General features: G+C 38.5%; 20 protein-coding genes and 3 tRNA genes. 17 read left to right on the top strand and 6 right to left on the bottom strand.

The features are described 5' to 3' along the window. Positions 1-59: 59 nt before the first annotated feature. A complete protein-coding gene (locus tag DWX23_RS02100) occupies positions 60-1,679 on the bottom strand; it encodes an ATP-binding protein (RefSeq protein WP_233587462.1) in 1,620 nt (539 codons plus the stop codon). A 234-nt stretch (positions 1,680-1,913) separates the two neighbouring features. On the opposite strand from DWX23_RS02100, the gene DWX23_RS02095 reads away from it, so the two are divergent. The 4 genes from DWX23_RS02095 (at position 1,914) to DWX23_RS02080 (ending at position 4,602) form a co-directional block, all read left to right on the top strand. Beyond that, positions 1,914-4,229: a patatin-like phospholipase family protein gene (locus tag DWX23_RS02095; protein ID WP_122373216.1), complete on the top strand. Its 2,316-nt coding sequence runs from the start codon at positions 1,914-1,916 to the stop codon at positions 4,227-4,229. Positions 4,230-4,305: 76 nt separating this feature from the next. Beyond that, positions 4,306-4,382, top strand: a tRNA-Arg gene (locus DWX23_RS02090). A 33-nt stretch (positions 4,383-4,415) separates the two neighbouring features. Beyond that, positions 4,416-4,492 (top strand) — tRNA-Arg (locus DWX23_RS02085). Positions 4,493-4,528: 36 nt separating this feature from the next. Then, positions 4,529-4,602: transfer RNA gene (locus tag DWX23_RS02080), tRNA-Arg, on the top strand. Positions 4,603-4,768: 166 nt separating this feature from the next. Here the strand turns inward: DWX23_RS02080 and DWX23_RS02075 are convergent. The 5 genes from DWX23_RS02075 to DWX23_RS02055 are packed head-to-tail and all read right to left on the bottom strand — an operon-like array spanning position 4,769 to position 12,278. After that, a complete protein-coding gene (locus DWX23_RS02075; protein ID WP_122373215.1) occupies positions 4,769-6,628 on the bottom strand; it encodes a helix-turn-helix domain-containing protein in 1,860 nt (619 codons plus the stop codon). An 8-nt stretch (positions 6,629-6,636) separates the two neighbouring features. After that, positions 6,637-6,864: a 4Fe-4S dicluster domain-containing protein gene (locus DWX23_RS02070; protein WP_122373214.1), complete on the bottom strand. Its 228-nt coding sequence runs from the start codon at positions 6,862-6,864 to the stop codon at positions 6,637-6,639. A 44-nt stretch (positions 6,865-6,908) separates the two neighbouring features. After that, entirely contained in the window at positions 6,909-8,450 is a 1,542-nt protein-coding gene (locus DWX23_RS02065; protein WP_122373213.1) for a DUF6850 family outer membrane beta-barrel protein, read from the bottom strand. A 4-nt stretch (positions 8,451-8,454) separates the two neighbouring features. Next, positions 8,455-9,624, bottom strand: a complete 1,170-nt coding sequence (locus DWX23_RS02060; protein ID WP_122373212.1) for a DUF4876 domain-containing protein — start codon at positions 9,622-9,624, stop codon at positions 8,455-8,457. A gap of 29 nt (positions 9,625-9,653) precedes the next feature. Beyond that, complete coding sequence (locus DWX23_RS02055) at positions 9,654-12,278, bottom strand: TonB-dependent siderophore receptor (RefSeq protein WP_122373211.1); 2,625 nt, start codon at positions 12,276-12,278, stop codon at positions 9,654-9,656. Positions 12,279-13,255: 977 nt separating this feature from the next. Between DWX23_RS02055 and DWX23_RS25070 the strand changes: the two genes are divergently transcribed. From DWX23_RS25070 to DWX23_RS01995, 13 genes are all read left to right on the top strand, one after another. Then, positions 13,256-13,546, top strand: a complete 291-nt coding sequence (locus tag DWX23_RS25070; RefSeq protein WP_229801055.1) for a helix-turn-helix transcriptional regulator — start codon at positions 13,256-13,258, stop codon at positions 13,544-13,546. A 195-nt stretch (positions 13,547-13,741) separates the two neighbouring features. Further along, entirely contained in the window at positions 13,742-14,146 is a 405-nt protein-coding gene (locus tag DWX23_RS02045) for a LytTR family DNA-binding domain-containing protein (protein ID WP_122354415.1), read from the top strand. Positions 14,147-14,168: 22 nt separating this feature from the next. Beyond that, the gene (locus DWX23_RS02040; RefSeq protein WP_122373210.1) at positions 14,169-15,056 is read left to right on the top strand and encodes a helix-turn-helix domain-containing protein; all 888 of its coding nucleotides are present in this window, start codon (positions 14,169-14,171) and stop codon (positions 15,054-15,056) included. Between the two features lie 124 nt (positions 15,057-15,180). Beyond that, a complete protein-coding gene (locus DWX23_RS02035) occupies positions 15,181-15,762 on the top strand; it encodes a DUF4255 domain-containing protein (protein WP_122373209.1) in 582 nt (193 codons plus the stop codon). A 29-nt stretch (positions 15,763-15,791) separates the two neighbouring features. Next, a complete protein-coding gene (locus DWX23_RS02030) occupies positions 15,792-16,460 on the top strand; it encodes a hypothetical protein (RefSeq protein ID WP_147382511.1) in 669 nt (222 codons plus the stop codon). Positions 16,461-16,495: 35 nt separating this feature from the next. Further along, the gene (locus tag DWX23_RS02025) at positions 16,496-17,929 is read left to right on the top strand and encodes a phage tail sheath subtilisin-like domain-containing protein (protein ID WP_122373207.1); all 1,434 of its coding nucleotides are present in this window, start codon (positions 16,496-16,498) and stop codon (positions 17,927-17,929) included. Positions 17,930-17,941: 12 nt separating this feature from the next. Then, entirely contained in the window at positions 17,942-19,858 is a 1,917-nt protein-coding gene (locus DWX23_RS02020; protein WP_122373206.1) for a phage tail sheath C-terminal domain-containing protein, read from the top strand. 40 nt (positions 19,859-19,898) lie between these two features. Then, positions 19,899-20,351 (top strand): phage tail protein, encoded by a 453-nt coding sequence (locus DWX23_RS02015; protein ID WP_122354421.1) that lies wholly within the window; start codon positions 19,899-19,901, stop codon positions 20,349-20,351. A gap of 14 nt (positions 20,352-20,365) precedes the next feature. Next, positions 20,366-20,836, top strand: coding sequence for a phage tail protein (locus DWX23_RS02010; protein WP_122354422.1), 471 nt, complete (start codon positions 20,366-20,368; stop codon positions 20,834-20,836). 3 nt (positions 20,837-20,839) lie between these two features. Further along, positions 20,840-21,004, top strand: coding sequence for a hypothetical protein (locus tag DWX23_RS24945; RefSeq protein WP_183671638.1), 165 nt, complete (start codon positions 20,840-20,842; stop codon positions 21,002-21,004). 6 nt (positions 21,005-21,010) lie between these two features. Further along, on the top strand, positions 21,011-21,667 hold the full coding sequence (locus DWX23_RS02005; protein WP_122373205.1) for a hypothetical protein: 657 nt from the start codon (positions 21,011-21,013) through the stop codon (positions 21,665-21,667). Positions 21,668-21,669: 2 nt separating this feature from the next. Beyond that, positions 21,670-23,448 (top strand): type VI secretion system tip protein VgrG, encoded by a 1,779-nt coding sequence (vgrG, locus tag DWX23_RS02000; RefSeq protein ID WP_122373204.1) that lies wholly within the window; start codon positions 21,670-21,672, stop codon positions 23,446-23,448. 19 nt (positions 23,449-23,467) lie between these two features. Next, complete coding sequence (locus DWX23_RS01995) at positions 23,468-23,770, top strand: PAAR domain-containing protein (protein WP_122354425.1); 303 nt, start codon at positions 23,468-23,470, stop codon at positions 23,768-23,770. The last annotated feature ends 29 nt before the right edge of the window (positions 23,771-23,799 follow it).

Below are 23,799 nucleotides of genomic sequence, written 5' to 3'. Positions count from 1 at the left end.
ATGAAAAAGAAAACATACTAACCTATACTTTGGTTGTCAGCCTTTGTATTTCTTTAGGTTTATTCAGCTTTTTGTACCGGAATTTCAATCCAGAACAGGGATCCTTCTCCTTCCTGGGATTCAACGCCTATATTTCCTCCGAATTTTTCGGCTATCATAGCACAGATAGGAAGTCCGAGTCCTGTGCCCTGGGCGAATGAATTCAGTTTGACGAAACGGTCGAAAATCTTATCTTTTTTATCTTCCGGTATGCCTATTCCGGTGTCTTTCACGTAAAAACGGATATTCTTTTCCGTTTCATCCAATGTATAGCCAAATGTGATAGTTCCTTTAGGCGTAAACTTCAATGCATTTGTGAGGAAGTTGATTATCACTTGCATCAGCCGGGTGCGGTCTGTGCAAATGATACATTGAGGAAGCTTCTGGTCGAATGATATACTGACTTCTTCAGATTTGTTCTTCAGTTTCATTTGGCTGCAAATCTCTTCCATCAGCTCATTTATGTCTGTCTGGGTATAGACATAATCCAACGAGCCGGATTCGATTTTGGCCATATCTATAATGTCGTTTATCAATTGGAGCAAGAGTTCATTATTGGTGGAAATGATATGTGCAAATTCCTGTTTCTCTTCCGGATCATCCGTCTCCGTCAATAAGTTTGAGAAGCCGACTATTGCATTCAACGGTGTGCGGATCTCATGGCTCATATTAGCAAGGAATGCTGATTTTAGACGGTTTGCTTCGTCAGCTTTCTTTACTTCATACATCAGATGTTCTATTCTCTTTTTGTCTGAAATATCTTCTATCTTCATTAAACCGCCGATAACATTTGTTTCCGAATGATCTAAAACGGGGATTGCACTGATCTCGAATGTCGTTTCGCCGTCGGAAAACTCATGGCGGACCGGATGTTCTTTTATGATCGCTTCGCTGAGTGCACATTGGGTACAGGGCTCTTTTCTTCCCATAACAGTTTCATAGCAGATCTTTCCCGGTGTATAGCGGCGTCCTTTGGCTTTCCCCTGTAGATTGGACGTAGATTCCCATTGTACCTTATATTCTTTGTCGATATAGATTAATCCAAAGTTTATGCTGTTCAATACCAGGTTTTGTGTATCTGCTGCATCTTCCAGTTTTTCCTTGGCCTGAATCAGCTCTTTTTCATATTCCTTTATCTGTGTAATATCCCAGCGAATGATCAGCAACCATCTGTTCTTGTCGTGCGAGATGATGGATTTATGTACGATCGTATTATGAAGAATGCCGTCCGGGGTTACATAATCTTCTTCTGCTCTGTAGTTTTCGCCTATCTGGACTAATTGTTCATCGACTTTGCGGTATTTCATACCGCGTTCTGCACCATAAATATCAAAATCCGTATGTCCCAGAACCTCTTCACGTTCAGTGCCGGACCGTAACTCCGCCTCTTTATTCCAATAGAGATATTTGTAATCATCATTGATATCCTTGACAAAAACCGGAAAAGGAAGATTATCCAGAATATCGATGCTAAAAAGACGTTCTTTTACTGTTTCGCTCAATGTCTGTTCTCCTGCCAGTTTGACTTTGTATTGATCGTTTTCTCGAGCTAATTTCCGGTTTCTGTACAACAGAAAAAAGGAGATAACAACCGATAGCAGAAGAAGCAGAAGTAATATGGTTGTTTCCACTGTTAACATCAAAAATAGATTATTTATCGAAATAAGCATTCCCATAAAACTGTAATAAAGATTTACCCCTTACAAATATCGACAAATGTATCATTAATATTTTAAATACTTCCTGAAATTTATTGATTTTCATATTATTTTTCGATTATACCCCTAAATATTTCCATAATATGCAATCTAGTTTCCTTGTAGTCTGAGAAATTAGCTTTACATTTGAAGAGGTAAACAGAGAAAAAGTAATTTATGAAGAAAGTAGCTGTTCTGGCAACCTTTTTTCTGATCTCCATGCAACTGCTCAACGCCCAGAAAGTAGGGTTAGTATTAAGCGGAGGAGGTGCGAAAGGTGCTGCACATATCGGGGTAATAAAAGCGCTTGAAGAAAATGGAATACCTATTGATTATATAACTGGTACCTCTATCGGATCCATTATCGGTAGTTTGTATGCTATGGGATATTCGCCGGAAGAAATGCTGGCATTAATGTTGTCGGAAGAATTTAGTTACTGGCAGACGGGAACGGTTGAAAATGAGTATAAATATTATTTCAAGCGGCCGGACCCGACGCCAGAATTCGGTCATTTTTCTATCGACATGACTGACTCCTTGCAGATAAAAGCAAACTTTTTGCCGCAGAGCCTTATCAATCCGATCCAGATGAATCAGGCTTTCATGGCTCTTTTCTCGCAGGCTACGGCTAAAGCCGGATGGAATTTCGATAATCTGTTCGTTCCGTTCCGTTGTGTCGCTTCCGATATTTATACAAAGAAAGCGATTATATTCAAAAATGGAGATTTGGGAGATGCTGTGCGTGCTTCCATGACTTTCCCTTTCTTTTTTCAACCGATCTGGAAAGACAGTATTCCTTTGTTTGACGGTGGCATTTATGATAATTTCCCGGTTGGTCCGATGAAAGAGGCTTTCCATCCTGATTTCATTTTTGGTTCTACAGTAGCCGGAGGGAATAACAAGCCTTCCAACAATGCATATAATCAGCTGGAAACAATGATTATGCAAAAGACAGACTATGATGTTCCCGAAGAAGACGGTATGATGATCAAGTTCAGCTTCCCGACCGTCTCATTACTGGATTTTCAGAAGGCAAAGGAATTGATGGATATTGGTTATAAACGTACTATGGGGATGATCGATTCGATTAAGCAGCGAGTTCCCCGCAGGGTGCCGCTTACCGAAGTGAATATGCGAAGGGCTGCTTATAAGGAAAGTTTGCCTCCATTGATTTTCCAGAATATCTATGTGACGGGAGTCTCTGAATCGCAGCGTAAATATATAGAGTCGCAGTTGCATCGTGACATCAACCATGAGTTTTCGATGGAAGAGTTCAAACGGGCTTATTTCAAAATGTTGACCTCTTCCAAGATCAGAGAGATTATGCCACATGCTGTTTACAATCGCAGGGAGAAAAAATTCGATCTTTATCTGGACGTAAAAATGAAAGAAGAAATAACGGTCGGTTTTGGTGGCAATATTTCATCACACCAGGCAAACCAATTATTTCTGGGGTTAGGATATCAATATTTAGGTCGTTTTGCTGCCGATGTTAATGCTAATTTCCAGGTGGGAAATTCCTTTAGCGGAGTGTTGTTGAGCGGGAGGATTTATTTGCAGACCAAAATTCCGACATATCTTAATTGGGAAGGCGTTTATTCTGATAAAAGATATCAGGAGAGCCAATCTTTGTTCTATGAAGATGTATTACCGGCTTTCATAAAGCAAAAGGAGCTGTATATGAAGTTGAAACTGGGATTCCCATTCCTGAACAGGGCTAAGTCGGAGATAGGATTCGCTTATGGGCAGTTGAATGATTATTATTTCCAAAGCAACAGCATGTTGTTCCCTAATTCGAGGTTTGACCATAGCTGGTATAACTTGTTTAGCGGCTCGCTCAGTATAGAACGTAATTCGTTGGATGCCAAACAATATCCCATATCCGGACGGAAACAGTTCCTGATAGCGCAATATGTTACAGGGACAGAGAATTATGATCCTTCCTCGCAGACAGCGGAAAGTCAACCGTTTAAGAAAAAGGTTCATAGTTGGTTGCAGTTGAAAGGGGAGTGGCAACACTATGAAGTGTTAAGTAATCGTTTCAACCTGGGACTTCAGGGTGAACTGGTCGTGTCGAGCAAAAACCTGATGAATAACTATACGGCATCAGTTTTACAGGCTCCGGCATTTACTCCTACACCTCATAGTAAGATTGTGTTTAATGAAGCTTTCCGGGCAAATCAATATTTGGCTGCCGGGATTTCACCGATCTATAAGTTCAGTAAGCTTCTGCATTTTCGTTTGGACTTATATGGTTTTGCGCCATTATACGAAATAAAGAAGGAGGTCAAAAGTGAAAATCCGTATGTGGCGGCTCCTTATTATGGAAAATTTCTTCATTCATTTAAGTATATGGGAGAGGCTGCTCTGGTTCTGCAATTACCTTTTGCCTCTATTAGTCTGTATGCCAATGGATATAGCTATCCAGCGAAGAATTTCAACTTCGGACTGAATATCGGTTACTTGATCTTCAATCCAAAAATGTTAGATTAATTTGAAAAAAAGATGTAGTAAAGTCTTGCAAGTTTAAAAGAAAACACTACCTTTGCACTCGCAATCACGAAACAATGGCCGCGTAGCTCAACTGAATAGAGTAGCTGACTACGGATCAGCCGGTTACAGGTTTGAATCCTGTCGCGGTCACCATTCGAGATTACAGTTTAAACAGATACAAAGATTGGCCGCGTAGCTCAACTGAATAGAGTAGCTGACTACGGATCAGCCGGTTACAGGTTTGAATCCTGTCGCGGTCACCATTTGAGATCACAGTTTAAACAGATACATAAAAGATTGGCCGCGTAGCTCAACTGAATAGAGTAGCTGACTACGGATCAGCCGGTTACAGGTTTGAATCCTGTCGCGGTCACAGAATAGGAAAGTGTTGAAGTAGTAATATTTCAACACTTTTTCTTTTTCCACAACTATTATCATACATCTTTCATATTGGAGAGTTTGTACAATAAACGTAAAGGATTGTAGGATTCCTATCTTATTATTTCCCGGAATAAAGGGTGTGGAGAATGAAATATAAATTATTGGGGTGGATTTTGTTTCAGGTACTCGTTGGGAGTAAGATTGGTCTTTCGTTTAAAATTACGATAGAATGAATCGGTAGATACAAAACCGGCTTTCTCTGCCAGTACGGATAATTTCTGACCGGAATGGATACGCTCCAGCAAATAATCGATACGGAAATCGTTGATCCATTGATTGAAGTTTTTGCCTGAACAGGTATTGATACATGATGACAAATAGGTCCGGTTGGTATCCAGTATCTTTGCCAGTGAATCAAGCGATATCTCTTTGTCGAGGTATAGTTTCCCTGATTTTACTTTCTTTTGAGCTGTACGGAAGAGTATTTCTTGTTGGCTGAGTGGTTTTGCGTTTTCTGGCGATACCAATGTCTGACGTTGTTGTTCTTCTTTCTCCTGCTCTATAAGAATGGCCATGCGCTTTTTCCGCTGGCGGTAAATGTGATAAACAGTTCCCATAAGAGCAATAAAAAGAATTATGCAGGTACCAAAAGCGACTAGTAGACGTTGAGTGTCCATCAATTCAACTTTCTGCATTTCGAGTTTGTGTATCAAATCACTAATTTGCAGACGGTCTATAAGATTTTTGTCATCACGTTCTTTCTCGGCTTTCGTAATGATTTGCTGGATAGAGTCCCGGTATATCAGAAGGTCTACAGCTTTTTTATATTGTTTAGTGGCTCTGCAAAAAGAACTGTAACGAGCAAGGGCTTTTACCTGTATTTCTTGTTGAGCTGGATTGTTAATGGCCTTTTTCATTAAAGGTTCTACTAAGGCAAATGATTTACCGGCTTGTTGATAGTCACCGTTCTTTTGATATAAGGTGGCGAGAGAGGAGTAAGGAGATAAAAAATAAAAAGGAAGAGAGGCTTTGATATCTTTAAAGCGTCCTGTTTGTTTCTGATATTGTACCATTGCTTTATCTAGAAAGAAGAGAGCTGAATCCATGTGACTTTCTGCAAGATAAGTGTCTGCCATATTACAATAAAAAGTCATGTTATTTTCAGTCTTTTTAGTTTGTTCTATTTTTGTTAAATAGAAACGTGCGCTATCTGGCTTTTGAAGTTCTAAATAGCATGTTGATAATATAGGATAAATAGAAGGAATGGATATAGCCACAGAATCTATATCAACTCTATTGGTATAGCTTATAACTTCTGTATATTTGTTCGATTTATATAAAAGGTATATTAATTGGGAGAAACACCTGTTTTTCAAATCAGAGATATTATTATTAATAGCTAATTGATAGGCTTCTTTATATAAAGAAATAGCTTTTTCTTTATCATCTAATATTGAGAAATAATGAGCAATCGTGCAAAGGTCTTCTATTATAAGAATTGGCTTATTAGCTGTGCGATGCTCCGCCAGTAACTCGAACCAAATAGGTAGATATTGTTCGTGTAATCCTCTTTTATTCAGAAAAGATGCTTTTATCTTCTTTATTTTCCATTCTTCCTCTTGTGGAAATGAATAAGTCTCTAGTTCTTTACATAACTGAATGCCATTAATCTCTTCTCCTAGAACTCTTTGTTCTACTGTTTTTTCGTAAATTTCGAGTAATTGTAATAATATTTTCTTTTTTTCTTTTTTAGAAGCAAGTGGTAAGCTTTCAAGTAATAGAGTCTTTTGTTTTAACAGTCCATCTATTTCTTCTTCTTCTCTACGGGCTATCTGATATAAGATTGCTACTTGTTGATGGGATGGTAATTTATGTACATCCAATAATAAAGAATCGAATGATAAAGAAAGAATTGGAGTAACCTCCAATTCTTTCTTTAATAAATCGGCTCTATTCTGAATTTCGTTCGTGCAACCTGTATATAAGTAAATAAAAAGAAATAGAAGATATGCTTTCATTTCCTGAATTAAGTCAATACGATAGCATCATAAGCACAAGCACTAGCACAATCACCACACCAATCACAACTAAATTGATCGATAATTATGATTTTTTTATTTTTAACATCGAGTAATCTAAGTTTACAAGCGTCTATACATTCACCACAAACCGTACACTTTTTGCGATCGATAGTCCATTGGGTTATTGGTGTATCCTCTGAGGATTCTTTTATTTTCCCTTCATTGTTTTTCATTATACTAATGTTTTAAAATTGTTAGACAAAATTACATATTCTATTTAAAATAGCAAACCGATACGGACTTCTATTTTTTGAAAATTTTCACGAATGGCATATTGAGGAATGCACTCAAAATTAAAGCCTGCACGGATAAACCATGAAAAAGGAGCAGACCGTGTATAAGTAATGGAAGCATTCATTCCCCAACGTGACATCGTTTCATAATCGAATACTTGTTGTAATCTGTTGCGATTTTGCCACAATGGAATTTCAGGAGCATTTTCTCCTGATTGTAGTTGTTTTTCATTGAGGATTGATCCTCCTCCTTTTCCATATTCTCCCCCCAAAGAGAGATCGAGCAACGCATTAGGTAATAAAAAATTCCGAACAAATGTGGCATGAACTGTAAACCGATGGATTGGTTGTGTGAATTTAGCCGGATAAAATAGCAATGCACTTTCTGCTTGATAATAGCTGATCCCTGAAAAAATAGAGAAACGAGGATGCCATGCGTCACGTAATTGATCATACTCATAAGTCAGCGCATACCGGCTTGTACGCCGAGTAGAACGAAGCAATTTTCCATCCGATTGCCAGGTATCCGATTCAGTCTGGTGCTGCAGCGGATCATAGTTATTCACATGGCCAAAGGTTGCCTGCCATACCCATTCATGTCGGAAAAGGGGAGAAACTCTTTGAAGTTTTCCTTTATAGTCTATTTGCCAGATGTTTGATTCTCCTTCTTTGCGATTTTGTATACGGTTGCTCTCAATGGCTTGATTGATAACACTTCCGTCCATTTCTTGAAATAGTTTAAAAGGACCACGATTGAATCCTAACTGCAAAGAACCACCTACTTCCCGACCAATATAATACCAGTTTACATTTTCACCTACAGATAAGGTTTTAAAGTATCCGAGTGGATAAGCTGCCAGGACTGGATAAGCTGTATGGCTTCCCATATTTTGATAATTCACAGTTTCCTTTCGATATGTGTAAAGAAAAGAAGCTCCCAACTGTAAATCTCTATACATATATCCCATACCCGGTGTGAATTGCCATTCCATCCATTGATTCTTATTGCGCGGGTCAATGTCTTTGGCTGTAAGTTGTACCTGATAAGCTGCTTTTGCTCCTAGTAACCAATGTTGGTGAACCGGTAGAGAGAAACCTGCTGCCAATTGATATTGTTCCGAACGTTGTTTTCCACTTATAGAGTCACATAAGTTTATGGCCTGCCAATGATCACCGGTCATTCCATTCCAGTTTTGTTCCCCATTTTGATATTGTGTATAACCGATCTTGCCATAAAGAGAAACTTTATTTACCATCTGGAACGATTCGCTATACACTGAATAAATACTAGTTGAAGCCGGTATACTGACATTTCCCAGATTCCCATTATGATAACTATAGCCTGCTTCCGCCACAGAAAAAGAACGGAAGCGATTGAATGATAGTCCTACAGGATTGTTGGCTGCTAACCAGTTATTATGCTTGTATATTTCCCGGATAGAAGGAATATGCAGCGTGTCGGTTTGAGCAGAAACCATCGTGGATAACGAAAATAAAAATCCGAACAGTACTTCCCGGCTTCTCATAGCACTATTTTGTTTTGAGTGTAGCAGTCGTTACTTCTATATCTTCAGCTGAATTGTTCGTATCCTGATAAACTGTGCGTCCATCAGTCGTACCTGTTTTCTTACGGATAATAGACCTGCCTGAATAGCGATCACCAGGGATATAACATTTTCCATTGTCGAGTTCGTTAGGTACTCGCTTGGGAGAATTTGCATCCTTTACACATTCAATGCAGTCGATGACCCATTCTTTGGGAACCATCAGATAACGTTTCTCCTGATTCGAAGCATTCGGGCGTGGTTCGCGGTTCTCCGGGTCTAACACATATTCTTCCGGAGAATCCTGTAGACTGAATACCATAAATGTAGGACCGTTTACGGGGAGTGCATACATAACCAGCAAAGGATTCAGGTTTGCAAGCAATGTCATCGGTTTAACACCGGCTGTAATGTTCTGACGCTCAAGACTGACATCCCAAAATCCCCAATCGACACCGGACAGATCGACGGAATTGGCATGCTGAAACTCTCCACCTGTATGATCTACGGCATTTGTTGCTATGGTCGTTTCTTCTCCTGGAGCTAAAGGATACTCTTTTCCACTCCCGGGGAATTGCCAGGTCAGATCATTTACCGGAATACGTTTCATTTCTGTATATGCCATCCAGGGTGATTCAAGGTTATTACCAGGGTCTACTACGCCGACACACAAACCATCCAGATAAATAGTTTGATCTGAATTATTATACAGAGTTATATACTGGTCAGCTTGATAATTTTCATAATACCCTTTACATCCGCCAAAGTAAATCTCTTTAATCACAAGGGCATTAGTTTTAGCTTGTGATAAAGGAAGTTCTATAATATCCGGTGCTTCTCCCTGATCTGGTAATAGTGCTAATGATTCTATCCTTCCGCTAAAAATTAATCCGGCATTTGTTTGATGGTGTACGGAGGCGGAGTAATAACCAGGTTCTACATCGAGAGAGGCTTGTCCTGTCGAAGAACAATGCAAAGAATACACGGTCCCCTGATCTTTATTAGTGAGCGTTACTTCCATTTCCTCATAAGGTAATGTTGTATAACCATCAGGAGGCAACAACTGGATATGAACGGAATAAGACTGATCTTCACTTTCCGAGCAGGATGCTAAGGCTAAAATTAAAACGAGTAATAAATAGGATACTTTTTTCATTCGATATTTGTTTTTTTGTAAATAATCAATCAAAACCGAATCATTATCTCGGCTCCGTAATACAAACCGGGATTTTGAATCGTATATTGTTGCGTACTACAGGTATATTTTTTCGGATTCGATTGCGTAAAATTGTTGGCGCAAAAAGCAACCGACACATAACGACCTATCTCTTTTGTTACCCGAAGATTCAACAAAAAATAAGGGCCGAACGAATCCGTCAAAAATGCAGTTGGCGTGCCTGTAGTCAGTACCAGATCTGCAAAACGTTTGTCATTTGCCATTTCTGGGGTGAAAAGATGCTGTACACCTTCACTATCCATATAATATACCGGATTGATACGTTTCTGGTGTTCAGTATCTGTCATTGGATCTCCATCTATACGGTTTCCGTTATCGTCGATCAGATAAACGGGATTATTGTAATTACTTTCCATACCCCGACGTTGTTTATCCATCCATACGGCTTGTAATGTCAAAGTGGTAATCAGTCCTATACGGGGGAGCTGAGTGATGAACTGGAAACGGGTACTGAATTGTTGCCATACTTTGAGATTGGCAGCGAAACTATTTGTTTCGTAAATGCCGACATACGGATATGGTTTACCGTTTACTTCTATCTGGGGATATCTGGCTGAAAGTGCAGTGTTTTTTTCATGTAAATTCAGATAACTTCCACTGATAAATAACGAAGTATGTAAAAGATCCCAATGCCCCATGTCGAATGTATATTCTATACCTTGTTTCAACTGTTCAATACCATTATCCGGAGAGGTATAGGTTGCAAAAGTTGTATAAGTAGTATAGGGGAGAGGCTGTCCGTTATTTATCACACCATCGGACGTTAATTCGGGATGTTCTCCTTTGCTGAATAACGGATCATAACGACGGTATGTAAAAGGTTCAACTTGTTCCGATGTACTGAATCCGTTCCGGAGGTGTTCCCGGAACCATACGATATCGGCTTCAACTTGTCCTATTTGCAGGTTAAGTCCTAGTTCTAATTTTTGGTTCACTGGCAAGCGTAGCTTCGGGTTGAACGTACGGCCTGTCGCAAAAGTATGCATCACAGTCAGGCGTTCACCATTTTCCATATCGTTATAGGTAAAGCAATTTTTGTCGGTATAGGACTTATCCGGATACAGGTAAGTTAATACCGGCATCTTATGCATTAATCCCCAGCCTGCCCGTATACTAAGATGTTTCAACATTGCATCTTTGTTTTGCTCCACCAGAATTTGTTTGAGGTTTATTCGTGGATCGACTGCCGGTGTATAATGGAGTGCCTTTGTTTGGAGTTGGGTGATACGTAAGCCAGCCTGTAATTCCGTTCGCATTTTTCCCATGTGAAAAGAGACTTTGTCTTCTGCAAAAGTTGTATAATGGTTTACAAAAGGAATACTACGGAAAGAACGGCTGCGCACCTGGATCATTTCTAACGGTGGCTGAAGGGGATCGAATACTATACCTTCGCCACGATTGCCTTCTGTACTTATTTCCATTCCTAAAAGAAAGTGATTATATACATTATTATATAACGTATTTCTAAGATTGGCCGTTAGTGACATGTCGGCATATATCGGTTTACCTTCTACCGAAAGATGACTGAAATAATTAGGAGCTAAAAATATTCCTGCCTGTTCACCTGGCTGACGGGTATAAGTAGTGACTTGTTGTGTACCGGAATAATATGTGCTTGATTCATTTTTCTGATAACCATAAGTTAGCCCGGCACGATATTCCAGATTTGATATCCAGGATTTGTTCAAATTCCACTGACCGTTTGCTGAGAACGAGAGCCCCCGGTTAAAGGCTTTCTGAAATTCACCATCGACCGAATTACGTCCATAGCCTCCTTTATCTCGCATCCAATATCCTCTTAGGTTGAAACGAAGTGATGCCGTAGGGAAATCTTTTGAATGAGCAATTTGAATACCTAACCGTTGAAAAGCCTGTTCCGGTATGCGGGGATCTTGTGCAGAAAGAGCATAATCAGCCCCAAGATGGAGAATGCCGCCATGATTACCGATAGCCATACCTTTACTTATAGATGCCAGTTTTTCAGTAGCCGTAAAACGTAATCCTACTGTATAGGGTTGTAATCCGGCTTTTGAGTTGACCAATACAACACCACTGGTCGCATCTCCATAACGGGCGGAAGGTATTCCACGTATAACTTCTACCGACTCGATGGAAGCAGGCGACAGTGAACGTATATCGAATCCCGAAAGAACAGAACTGTTCAAGAGACTACTTTGGCCTTCGAGTCCCATTTGCTGCATATTCATATTATTATTCATTCGTATGCCATCCACCAATATGGCAGTTCCCAAAGCATTCGTTGCATTTTCGTATGTGGCACTGCGGATTGTAAAAACGGCAGGTGTGTTCAGGTCAGGGTTGCGGGTAAGTACACCTGGTAATAATTGCGACAGATCAGACAAATCGGTAGCCTGAATATGACGAATGGCATCCTGACCGATCACGGAACTGGTGCCTGGCGTATTTGGTTGGGTGGCAGTAACTATCACTTCCCGAAGACGGATATTAGAGAGGGTATCGGTGGGTATTGTTTTTTCCTGTCCGTTAATGAATAAAGAACATAAAAGAAAGAATATTGCACACCATGTTTTTACCTGACTATATTTGTTCATTCTTGTTGTAAAACTGATAACTGACCGGTATAGTATGTTTTGAGGGGGCAAAATAAGCTATTTTATTTTGTACATTCACCGTCTGAAGTAAAAAAAATTAAAGAATCCTGTATTTATCAACTTTAGTAAGTACATTTGCATTCAACAAATTCATGATGCCATTACTACTATTTAAGATATTAGTTATTTGTACCTCTTTACTATCCTGGGTTGTTTTAAGCATTGCCGGGATTTCTTTGTTTCAGTACAATAAGTATAACAAGAAGATTGCTCTTTCGATTGCCATCGTTTCACTACTTTGGTTTGTTTCTACCTATAATAGTTGGTATGAAGGAGTTTTTCTCTTTAGGAAGATTGCTCTTATGCCCAGTCTGAACAGTTGGGCACTTACGTTACTTACTCCCTTGTTTTATCTGTATTTTTGTACTCAGAATAGTGATAAATCATTGAATACACGGCTGTGGATACGACATTTACTTCTTCCGGGAATACTGGCGGGTATATATATTGGAATGATACTTTTCAATCCGGTACCTGATATACTGATTTATAATTGGTCAGAATTCGAACTTAATTGCCCGGCCTGGTGGATTTCCTTCCGTATCGGTTGTTACTTGCTTTTGATCATACAACTGTTTGTTTATGTACCGAGACTCTTTGATATGAGTAAGGAAATAAGCGATAAAAACATGTATCAAATAAGATTCTTTAAAAGAGAATTATTATATATTTTAAGTTTTTACATTATCTCTGTTGTGAGTATGCTTACTCTCTGTTATATTTGTAATATTCTATATAATTTGTCTGTAACTCTGACGGCTGGATATTTTTTGAGACAATCGGTCTTTTATAGAACTATAAAATACAAAATAGCATTTTCGTTGCAGCCTCACTTAAACACAAGACAAGAAGAGAAAACAGATATTATTATCCTCTCTCCACCGGAAGAAGAACAATTAGCCAAGCATTTAAAAAGAATGTTGAATAATCCTGATCTGACACTCAAAATGCTCGCTCGTGAAGTAGGAAAGAATGCAACGATATTAAGCCGTTACTTCAATCAACAATTAGGGGTCCGCTTTTCAGATTATGTGACAGCCCGCCGTTTGGATGAAGCGGAAGTCTTACTAAAGGATACGGATATAACTGTAATTGAGATTTCGGAGCTGGTAGGCTTTCAGACTTCGTCCACATTTTATCAGGCTTTCAATGCACGACACAATCTCCCTCCTTCTCAATGGAGAAAGAAAATGAATGTAGAACTTTGAGGTTTGTATTCTGAAATCGTTTATTATTATTCTGAAATCATAAAATTTAAGACTCTATTTATTGTGTTAAATTGCTGTTAAACAGCATAGTATGATTATGTTAAAATAAGAATCATTTCGTTGTTGACACATATTGTTTCTAAGCTACATTTGCATATGTAACCTAGGTCGTAAGGCCTATAAAAATGAAACAATATGAATACACCTAATTTGGAAGAACAGACCATTCAGGAAGCTGCTGTCGATACATTGAGCAACGCGGATCAAATTGTATCGGATAGTATATTTATTAAAATACAGGAACATTTCCGCAGAATATTATTTAAAGATATTCTTTATATAGAAGCATCTGGCAGTTATTGCAATGTCTATTTGCAAGGCGGTTCTAAGGTCACGGTTGCATATACGTTAACCGACACTATGCAGCATTTGTCAAATAGCCTTTTCATTCGCGTACACCGTTCTTTCATTGTTAACATAAAACATATCACAGCTTATATCGGTAATATATTTTATGTGGGTGAGCATGTGATACCCATCGGTAGACAATATAAAAAAGAGGCATTATCCCATCTTAATATCTTAGGAATGATCAGTTAATTATAAATTCATGATGCAATAAATGAAATCATCTATATTGACTCTGCTTGTTTTGCTATTATTTTCTCCTGATTATATATATTCGGTAGAGTCCGATATAATGTCAGGGAATCTTGATAGTCTGCGTTATCGTTTATCTCAAAGCGATAGCACAAAGAACACACCGCAACAATTAGAAATTATACAGAGTTGTATCCATTTTAATAACAATGAGATTAGTAAAGGACTTCACCATGCTTCAAAAGCATTAAAATATGCCCGTAAAGCTGGAGATATAGACATTGAATTACTATCCTTGCAGATGCTTTGTAATGGATACAGCCTGCAAAAAAACGAAAAGGAACTTTCTTATTATACACGTCAATTAAAAGAGGAACAAAAACAGACAATTATAAAGTTACAGGATACAGTCAAGTGTTATCGGATTTATTGTATTATTTTATTAATATACTCCATTTTATTATCAGGTTTTATATACTATCATTATTATCGTCTAAGAGAGAGTAAACGATCCGTTGTTATTACAGGATCTGATCCTTCTCATGTTGACGAAGAAGACAAAGATGAATTTGAACCTGTTTATACATCTATAATTCAGTATGTTGTTACAGAAAAGCATTATCTGGATAAAATTATCGATATAGCAGAAGTAGGGAAACATTGCCACATAAATAAGGAGCTCGTAAATAAAGTACTGAGTGCAAAAGCCAATATGACGCTTTTGGAGCTGGTGAATAACCATCGTTTGGAACATGCCTGTTCTTTATTGTTGGACGATAGTAATAAGACAGTGGATGCCATAGCTGATGAATCCGGTTTTAAAACAACCCGAACGTTCCTGCGTCAGTTTAAGTCACGATATAATATGTTACCTAGTGAATATAGGCGTAGCGATCCACCTCCTCATTGACAATCCTTCTATAACAAAGGCACAACAGAAGTGGGGAAGGATGGGGTGACATTACACTTGTCATGTTATTTATTGCAAGTTGTCACCTTCGAAACAAGGATTTGTTTGTCTTATACTAAATAAAATGTTTTATTTGCTAGACTATATATTACATCTAAGAAGAAAACATATGATCCATGAAATAATGAACACTCTCAAATTCCGGCTGGAAGAATATATAACCAGTATTTTGGATTTGCCATATAGTCCCGTACTTACAGGCAATCTGTCCATGAGCGGAGAAGATGAGCCAAATAAACTGGTATTATCAGTTATAAATATAGAGCGTGAAACAGCAATGGGCATCACTGCTATGACTCATCAAAGTAATAATGAAAATGTTTCTATAAAAAAGTTTCCTCCCTGGCATCTGAATCTGAAAATATTGATATCTTCAGTTTTTGAAGATAAACTATATCTAGAATCATTAAAAATGTTTTCAATGGCCATCGGTTTTTTGCAATCAAACTCTTCTGTCAATTATTCAGACGGACGATATTTTACAGTTGAAATGGTTACACTTGATACGCAAGAATTAACGAATGTATGGAGTCTGTTCGGCGGACATTATTACCCCTCTATTGTTTGTAAAATACGCATACTGGAATTTGATGGAAATGAAATTTATGCATCTATGCGAAACATAACGGCTTCCGATGTAAAATAAATTTGTTTAATTGAATAATATTCATAATTATGGATACTTTTAAAATAATATTCCGAATTTCTTTAATGCATGACTTTTATAAGGATAGGAAGTGCCGTGGGATAGACATGAACTTAACTGATGAGACCAGACAGTTGTTTAACCGACGTGGCATTCTCTTCCGGGCAATTGGAATTGGGGAATGGGCTTTGATTTCGGTGAATGATCGGTCACCGAATATTTCGGATGAGCTGTCTTTGGTTTTGAAAGTGCGCGATCCTGATTTTTTCTATTATACAGAATCATCTGATGTATTAAAAAATATATCAAGGGGAAAAATAGTTATTCCATTCCAGTTTGCAGGAACAGATAATATGGTTCTGTATTTTCAAGCCCGTAAGGTTTATTGGGCTTATAAATTCATATCTAGGAGGAAGAATGAAGAGCGTAAGCTGGAAATAAAGAGTACGGATAAAAACTTCACGTTTAAGAAAGTGGAATTTATAGAAAAAGAAAATTCCTATTATTGCTGTTCGGAAACTAAAATCAGATTAAAAGAATCATATGATTTTCGTTTAAGTCTGACTGAGAATATTTCTCTAGGTGGCGACTTGCATACAACTGAAACAAAAGTACTGATCAGCGGAATGCCATTCCCGAAGCCGGGACGTATATATACAGATGATATACACTGTATACAAGAAATTATATACATATAACGAATTAAATTAGTAATCATATAAATCATTCTACCATGGGAACATACAAAACGCCAGGCGTTTATATTGTAGAGAAAAATGCATTTCCAAATTCGGTTGTAGAGGTTGAAACCGCAGTCCCGGCTTTTGTCGGATACACAGAGAAAGCAGATGACGGAAGCCAGTCATTATTGAACAAACCTTTTCGGATTTCATCTATGAGTGAATTCGAGGCTTATTTTGGAGGGGCAAATAACAACGTAAAGTATACTGTAACATCAAAAGAAGAAGCAAATGCATCAAAAGATGATTTGATCTTTAATAATGGTACTGATAAAAAATATTATGCTGTTACTACCGATAATACATTATTCATGTTGTATTATTGTATGAAAATGTTCTTTGCGAACGGTGGTGGCCCTTGTTTTATTGTTTCTGTAGGAAATTATACAGATAAGGTCGCTGTAGAGACAATCACTGCCGGAATTGACCTCCTGAAAGAGGAAAGAGAGGCAACGATGTTATTGGTTCCGGATGCAATGGCATTGGATGCAAAGGAATATGCTAATATACAGACTGCTATGCTTAGCCATTGTGGAGAAATGCAGAACCGGGTTGCATTGTTGGATTTTAAATATGAAAAGGATGCTGATATAGTAACTTTTCGGGATGGTGTTGGTTCCAGCTATCTGTCGTATGGAGCGGCTTATCATCCCTGGCTCAATACTTCTGTTTTGTCAGAACGTGATGTAACAGACTCTTTTTTGTCAGATGGCAGTTTGGATGAAATACTGAGTGATAGTGGCATTTCTAGAGAGGACCTTGGTAACGATAAATCTGCCTGGCACAATATTCTGTATCAAAATAGTCTTTTATATAAAGCTGTTATTACTGAAATACGCAGACAATTAAATTTATTACCTCCTGCTGCTGCTATGGCAGGTATTTATACAGCAGTCGATAATGCCCGTGGCGTGTGGAAAGCACCAGCTAATATTTCTGTAAATAATGTGATATCCCTGTCTCACACAATAACGAATGATGATCAGGAACTACTGAATGTTCCCTTGAACGGTAAAAGTATCAATGCAATCCGTTTTTTTACAGGGGATGGCATAAAGGTTTGGGGAGCACGTACATTGGACGGAAACTCTTTGGATTGGCGATATATCAATGTACGTCGTACGATGATCTTTTTAGAAGAATCAGTAAGGAATGCAGCCCGTGCTTACGTATTTGAACCGAATGTTGCCTCGACCTGGTTGAATATGAAGGGGATGATTGAAAATTTCCTACGTGGAATATGGAAACGCGGAGGTTTGGCAGGGGCTAGTCCTGAAGATGCTTATAGCGTACATGTTGGTCTGGGCGATACAATGAGTGCTCAGGATATTTTGGATGGAATACTTAGAATAACAGTACTGGTAGCAATCAGTCATCCGGCTGAATTTATTGAAATAACATTCCAGCAACAAATGCAAAAATCATAAAACATTGAAGATATGGAAACAATGAAAACTCCCGGCGTATATATTGTGGAAAAAAACGCCTTTCCAAATTCGGTTGTTCCTGTTGCTACGGCTGTACCAGCCTTCATAGGACACACTCAAATAGCAATGAATGGGACCAAGTCTCTTCTGAATGTACCTTTCCGTATTACTTCAATGCTGGAATATAATAAGTATTTTGGAGGAGGACCTCAGTCAGAATACTCCTTATCTGTTGAAAATCAGGAGAATATCAAGGACGCTGGGAAAAAGCTGGATGAGAAAGATGCTGAAATAGAAAGTGTTAATATCACTATAAACACCATACAAAATTTGCAGGAGGAGGCTAATAATCTAATTTCAGCACTTGAAGAGAAGAAACCTGAAGGTGAAACGACAGTCATAGCTGATAGGATTATAGCAACAGTAGTTATATTAGAAGATGATGTTAAAACACTTGAATATGACAATATACCTTCAGATGTGGCTAATATAAAGACTGTAGCAGATAATGTGAAAGAATTAATATCACAACCAGATGTAGCAAAATTAAAGGCCAATGATATTATAATAACCTCTAAGGATATACAGGTAAAAATCAATAATATAGTACCTAAGTTAAAAAATGAAAGAAAACAATTAGTAGAAGCAGTTAATACAGAAATAAAAAAACTTTATAGTGTTAGTGAGTCATTATGGAGCATCTCAGAAGCCCCAACAATACTCAATACATTATATTATAATATCGTTCTGTTTTTTGCTAATGGGGGCGGTGCCTGTTATATCGTATCGGTAGGAGATTATTCGGAAGCTTTCACCTCGGAAGATTGTGAAGCAGGTCTTACTCCTTTAACTAAAGAAATGGAGCCGACTATGTTGATTATTCCTGAAGCTGTAAACCTAAGTTTTGAAGAATGGAAAAAGACAATGGAGTATGCGTTAGGACATTGTGACACTATGAAGAACAGAGTAGCTATATTGGATATTTTTGAAGGATATAAGCCTCAGAATGATTCTTCAGGGGATGTTGTGAAAAATTTCCGTGAAAATATAGGATCCATATCTCTTGATTATGCAGCAGCTTATTATCCTTGGATAAATGCCTCTGTTGTAAGTGAGAGTGATATTGATACTTTTAATTTAACTACAGAAAGTGCAAAACTCTTACTTACCATTATGCAATACGAACTGGGGTACAAGAGTACAAAAAAAATAGAGCAAACAGATAATAAAGAAAATGCTACTGGTGTAGAAAAAGCTGATGAAGTTCTACTGGACTACAAACTGTTGAATACTCTTTTGCAAAGTAGTCCTTTCGGTGCTTTGGTAAGAAAAGAAATTTGTAAGAAAATAAATCGATTACCGGTTGCTGCTGCTATGGCTGGCATTTATACAAAAACGGACAATACCCGTGGCGTATGGAAAGCACCTGCCAATGTATCGATCAATAAGGCTGTATCCCCCACAGTAAATTTAACAAATAATGCTCAGGAAGACTTGAATGTCGATATATACGGACGAAGTATTAATGCGATCCGTTATTTTAAGGGAGAAGGTGTAAAAGTCTGGGGTGCTCGTACTCTGGATGGAAACTCCGGTGACTGGCGTTATATAAATGTACGCCGCACCATGATTTTTTTGGAAGAATCGATAAAGAATGCTGCCCGTGCTTACGTATTTGAGCCAAACGTAGCTTCAACCTGGTTGAATATGAAAGCTATGATTGAAAATTTCCTTTTGGGGGTATGGAAGCAGGGCGGACTGGCTGGGGCATCTCCTGAAGATGCTTATAGCGTACATGTCGGATTAGGTGATACTATGACACCGGAAGACATTCTGGAAGGCATACTCCGTATCACAGTCCTGGTAGCGATCAGTCACCCGGCTGAGTTTATAGAGATCACGTTCCAGCAACAAATGCAGAAATCGTAGTTTATAGTAACAATTAGTTTAACATTAAAAATAAAGTATTATGGCAGGAGAAAAACAAGATAACGTATGGCCGTTACCCGCGTTTTATTTTAAAGTAGAGATTGAAGACATAGGTGAAATTGCTTTTAAGGAAGTATCAGGTATGGATATGGAAGCACAAGTCATAGAGTACCGTCATGGCAACAGCCCGGTATTCTCTAACATTAAGATGCCTGGATTGAAGAAAACCAGCAATGTGAGTCTCAAAAAAGGCGTTTTCAAATCAGACAACAAGTTTTGGGATTGGTTCAATGAGATAAAAATGAATACGATCAAGCGTCGTTCAGTTACTATCAGCCTGTTGGACGAGACAGGTGCCCCTACGATGGTTTGGAAACTTATCAATGCTTTTCCAACCAAGGTGACGGGTGTAAGTCTGAAATCGGATGGAAATGAGGCTGCGATAGAAACGCTGGATTTGGCTCATGAAGGATTGACCATCGAAAACTCGTAAGTCATATAGGAGTTATGGGAGAACTGTCAGATTTCTTTCCGCCAGCTGTTTCTTTTTATTTCAGCGTGGCTTTTGTCATACCTTTTCGGGCATTGATAGAAATTCCGTTTATGGAAGTAGGAGGGTTGACAACTGAGATGACTACTGAAGAATTAAAGGAAGGTGGGGAAAATAGTTTTTCCTATCAACTTCCTGTAAGGATCAAACATGGGAATCTCATATTAAAGCGCCCGATAGAAAATATGTTGACAGATCTGCTGGAAGCCTGGTCAGCCAGTTCTCTTCACGGGGAACTGGTTACAAATGTTGTTCCGATAGATGTAACTATATCCTTGATAGATGCTTACAAGCTTCCTCACCGGATGTGGTACGTTACAAATGCTTATCCGGTAAAATGTGATAATAACCCGTTCGCATCCAATAAGAATGAGTTGGCTATGGAATCTTTGGAACTGGCTTATAATAAAATACTTAGAATAATCTGATTTATGGCAATAGTAATTAAAGAGATCATAGTACGTACAACAGTTGAAAAGGTCCGGACACGCGAGGAACTTCTTACGCAGGAATGGAAAGAGCAGTTGAAACGGGATATCCTGGAACAGCTTCGTTGGAATAATATTGGTAATAACAGTGGAAAAGGAAAAAGATAAAAGCATATGCAAGGTGGATTGGTAAAAATGTCTTTGACAGCTTACGGGGATGAATCCTTCACAAATAAGCTGGTATCTATAGATGTCCTTGTAAATCCAGACAGCTACAAGATATCGAAAGACGTTAATTTGTCGGATAGCAAACAGCAAAAATCCTCAAACAATGCTCAACATTTTGAAAAATACGGAAAAGAAACTTTATCGTTTTCAATTGTTTTTGATGGTACAGGAGTTCTTCCGGGAACAAATAGTAGCACAGTAAAGGACTTGGTTAATGATTTGGATGTCGTTATATATAACTACAATGGCAATATTCAACGGCCGAATTTTGTGGTAATCAACTGGGGAGATTTACTATTTAAAGGCCAGTTGAGCAGTTATTCGCTTAATTATACATTATTTTCTCCGAATGGTGACCCGCTTCGCGTAAAGATCGACCTGTCATTTGTGAATACACTCAAGATAGATCGGGATCTTGTTAATTCAAATAGCAAGAAGCTATCAGAATTAATTAAAGCAAAAGAAGGAGACAATGTAACCAGTCTCTGTGACAAAAAATATTCTGATGCATTAGTTGCACCATTGGTAGCCAAATTAAATGAATTAAATAGCCTTCGGAAAGATATAGCAGGAACATTATTGAAATTACCAAAAATAATTTAGAGATGGAAAATTCGTTAATAGCAAACAGTGACAAGATTATTTCATATATAATAAAAACAAATGGAAAGGAGATTGATGAATCTTTTGGGCTTTCCTCATTACATGTCTGCCGGATTTTAAACCGGATAGGCAATGCAACATTGCAGTTTGATACAGGAGATAACGATTCGTTCTCTTTTCCTGAATGTGATGCCGATACTTTTAAGCCGGGCAATGATATAGAAATTGAAGCTGGTTATGATAATGAACCCAAACGCGTGATTTTTTCCGGTATGATAATAGGTATGAATGTCCAGATACAGGGGGGGATACGTCCCCAATTGGTAGTTGAGTGCCGTGATTCTATTTTCCCGGCAACTCAAGGGCGTAAAAACCAGTTATTTGAAAAGGTAAAAGATTCCGATATTATAGTACGGCTTGGCAAACAATACGGGCTATCTGTTTCTGTGAATCCGACTCAAATCGAGCATGAATCATTGGTTCAGTATTATTGCAGCGATTGGGATTTTATTCGTTCACGCGCAGAAGCTAACGGATTGGTTATTTGTATTCAGGGAAAGAAGATGATTGTAGAACGACCGAAGGTTAGTGCTTCTCCAGTATTGACAGTCACCAATGGCGTTAATCTGGTTAGTTTCAATGGTACACTTTCCTCTTCTGAGCAATATTCGAAAGTTGTAGCTAATACCTGGAAAATAGCCAGTCAAACAACTATCTCCGAAACGGCTTCGGCTCCTTCGGTTAATTCACAAGGCAATATACCCGTAAAATATTTACAGGATAAAGGAGGGGAAAGTCTATATTGCCAGACCGATGCTCCTATATCGAATAACGAATTGAAAACCTGGGCAGATGCAATGGCTATGAGAAATGCCATGTCCCGATTTCAGGGGGACTTCTCCTTTATAGGGAGTGCCGAAATTGAACCCGGGTCTGTTGTTTTGCTGGAAAATGTAGGAAAACGTTTCAATGGGAGTGTGTATGTCGGTGGTGTAGAACATACGATAGAAAAAGGCCAATGGATCACGCGTGTTCATATGGGGCTTATGCCGGAAAACGTAACAGACTTACCTGATGTTATAGCACCTCCAGGAGCCGGTTTGTTACCTGGTATTGAAGGGTTACATGTCGGAAAAGTGAAAGAAATAAGTAATGATCAGGAAAAGGAATTTCGTGTACGGGTCAATATACCTTTACTAGGGAAAGATATATGGGCACGTTTATGTACTCTGTATGCTACAAATACATCCGGAAGTTTCTTCTTCCCTGAAAAGGGAGATGAAGTTGTGATCGGTTACTTTAATAATGACCCCCGTTTCCCGGTTATTTTAGGAAGTATGTATAGCAGCAAACAAGCGGCTCCCTACCAACCTGAATCATCGAACGATTTAAAATCGATTGTTACACGTGCTCAATTAAAGCTTGAGTTCGACGAAAAGAAAAAAAGTATAAAACTGTATACTCCGGGAAAAAACAGCATCGAGATAAATGATGACGGAAAATGCATACGACTTTGTGATCAACATAAAAATGAGATCATAATGAATGATAGTGGTATCACATTGAATTCATCGAAAGATCTGATGATGAAAGCGAGGGGTAATATTGTTCTGGATGCAGGAATGAAAGCGGATATAAAAGCCAAATCAGATACTTCCATTGAAGGTCTCAATGTAAAGGCAGCAGCTAAGGTTAGCATTTCTGTTTCCGGCAATGCAAAAGCTGAGTTGTCTGCTTCAGGGCAGACGGTTGTTAAAGGCGCAATGGTAATGATAAATTAAAAAAGAAAGGAGTAAAATTATGCCACCGGCTGCAAGAATTACTGATATGCATACATGTCCAATGCAAACACCGGCATTTCCTTCACCTATACCTCATGTGGGAGGTCCGGTAACGGGGCCATGTGTACCAAATGTTTTAATAGGCAAAATGCCAGCCGCCGTCGTGGGGGATATGTGCGTTTGTGTGGGACCACCGGATACAATTATCAAAGGATCTGCTACCGTAATGATCGGTGGAAGACCTGCTGCTCGTATGGGAGATACTACTGCTCATGGAGGACAGATCGTTGCAGGTTGTCCAACAGTTATAATAGGAGGTTAAAAAGGTGGAAGATAAATCTTTTTTAGGAA

The sequence above is a fragment of the Parabacteroides sp. AF18-52 genome, from assembly GCF_003479145.1.
Taxonomy (GTDB): Bacteria; Bacteroidota; Bacteroidia; order Bacteroidales; family Tannerellaceae; genus Parabacteroides; species Parabacteroides faecis.
The sequence above is the reverse complement of the archived record's forward strand: the minus strand, read 5'-3'. Positions and strand labels throughout refer to the sequence as shown.

What these genes read in the sequence shown, in the direction of transcription:
- DWX23_RS02100 (WP_233587462.1), bottom strand. Translation starts at nt 1,679, where the DNA reads ATGTTAACAGTGGAAACAACCATATTACTTCTGCTTCTTCTGCTATCG.
- DWX23_RS02095 (WP_122373216.1), top strand. Translation starts at nt 1,914, where the DNA reads ATGAAGAAAGTAGCTGTTCTGGCAACCTTTTTTCTGATCTCCATGCAA.
- DWX23_RS02075 (WP_122373215.1), bottom strand. Translation starts at nt 6,628, where the DNA reads ATGAAAGCATATCTTCTATTTCTTTTTATTTACTTATATACAGGTTGC.
- DWX23_RS02070 (WP_122373214.1), bottom strand. Translation starts at nt 6,864, where the DNA reads ATGAAAAACAATGAAGGGAAAATAAAAGAATCCTCAGAGGATACACCA.
- DWX23_RS02065 (WP_122373213.1), bottom strand. Translation starts at nt 8,450, where the DNA reads ATGAGAAGCCGGGAAGTACTGTTCGGATTTTTATTTTCGTTATCCACG.
- DWX23_RS02060 (WP_122373212.1), bottom strand. Translation starts at nt 9,624, where the DNA reads ATGAAAAAAGTATCCTATTTATTACTCGTTTTAATTTTAGCCTTAGCA.
- DWX23_RS02055 (WP_122373211.1), bottom strand. Translation starts at nt 12,278, where the DNA reads ATGAACAAATATAGTCAGGTAAAAACATGGTGTGCAATATTCTTTCTT.
- DWX23_RS25070 (WP_229801055.1), top strand. Translation starts at nt 13,256, where the DNA reads ATGTTGAATAATCCTGATCTGACACTCAAAATGCTCGCTCGTGAAGTA.
- DWX23_RS02045 (WP_122354415.1), top strand. Translation starts at nt 13,742, where the DNA reads ATGAATACACCTAATTTGGAAGAACAGACCATTCAGGAAGCTGCTGTC.
- DWX23_RS02040 (WP_122373210.1), top strand. Translation starts at nt 14,169, where the DNA reads ATGAAATCATCTATATTGACTCTGCTTGTTTTGCTATTATTTTCTCCT.
- DWX23_RS02035 (WP_122373209.1), top strand. Translation starts at nt 15,181, where the DNA reads ATGTTTTATTTGCTAGACTATATATTACATCTAAGAAGAAAACATATG.
- DWX23_RS02030 (WP_147382511.1), top strand. Translation starts at nt 15,792, where the DNA reads ATGGATACTTTTAAAATAATATTCCGAATTTCTTTAATGCATGACTTT.
- DWX23_RS02025 (WP_122373207.1), top strand. Translation starts at nt 16,496, where the DNA reads ATGGGAACATACAAAACGCCAGGCGTTTATATTGTAGAGAAAAATGCA.
- DWX23_RS02020 (WP_122373206.1), top strand. Translation starts at nt 17,942, where the DNA reads ATGGAAACAATGAAAACTCCCGGCGTATATATTGTGGAAAAAAACGCC.
- DWX23_RS02015 (WP_122354421.1), top strand. Translation starts at nt 19,899, where the DNA reads ATGGCAGGAGAAAAACAAGATAACGTATGGCCGTTACCCGCGTTTTAT.
- DWX23_RS02010 (WP_122354422.1), top strand. Translation starts at nt 20,366, where the DNA reads ATGGGAGAACTGTCAGATTTCTTTCCGCCAGCTGTTTCTTTTTATTTC.
- DWX23_RS24945 (WP_183671638.1), top strand. Translation starts at nt 20,840, where the DNA reads ATGGCAATAGTAATTAAAGAGATCATAGTACGTACAACAGTTGAAAAG.
- DWX23_RS02005 (WP_122373205.1), top strand. Translation starts at nt 21,011, where the DNA reads ATGCAAGGTGGATTGGTAAAAATGTCTTTGACAGCTTACGGGGATGAA.
- vgrG (WP_122373204.1), top strand. Translation starts at nt 21,670, where the DNA reads ATGGAAAATTCGTTAATAGCAAACAGTGACAAGATTATTTCATATATA.
- DWX23_RS01995 (WP_122354425.1), top strand. Translation starts at nt 23,468, where the DNA reads ATGCCACCGGCTGCAAGAATTACTGATATGCATACATGTCCAATGCAA.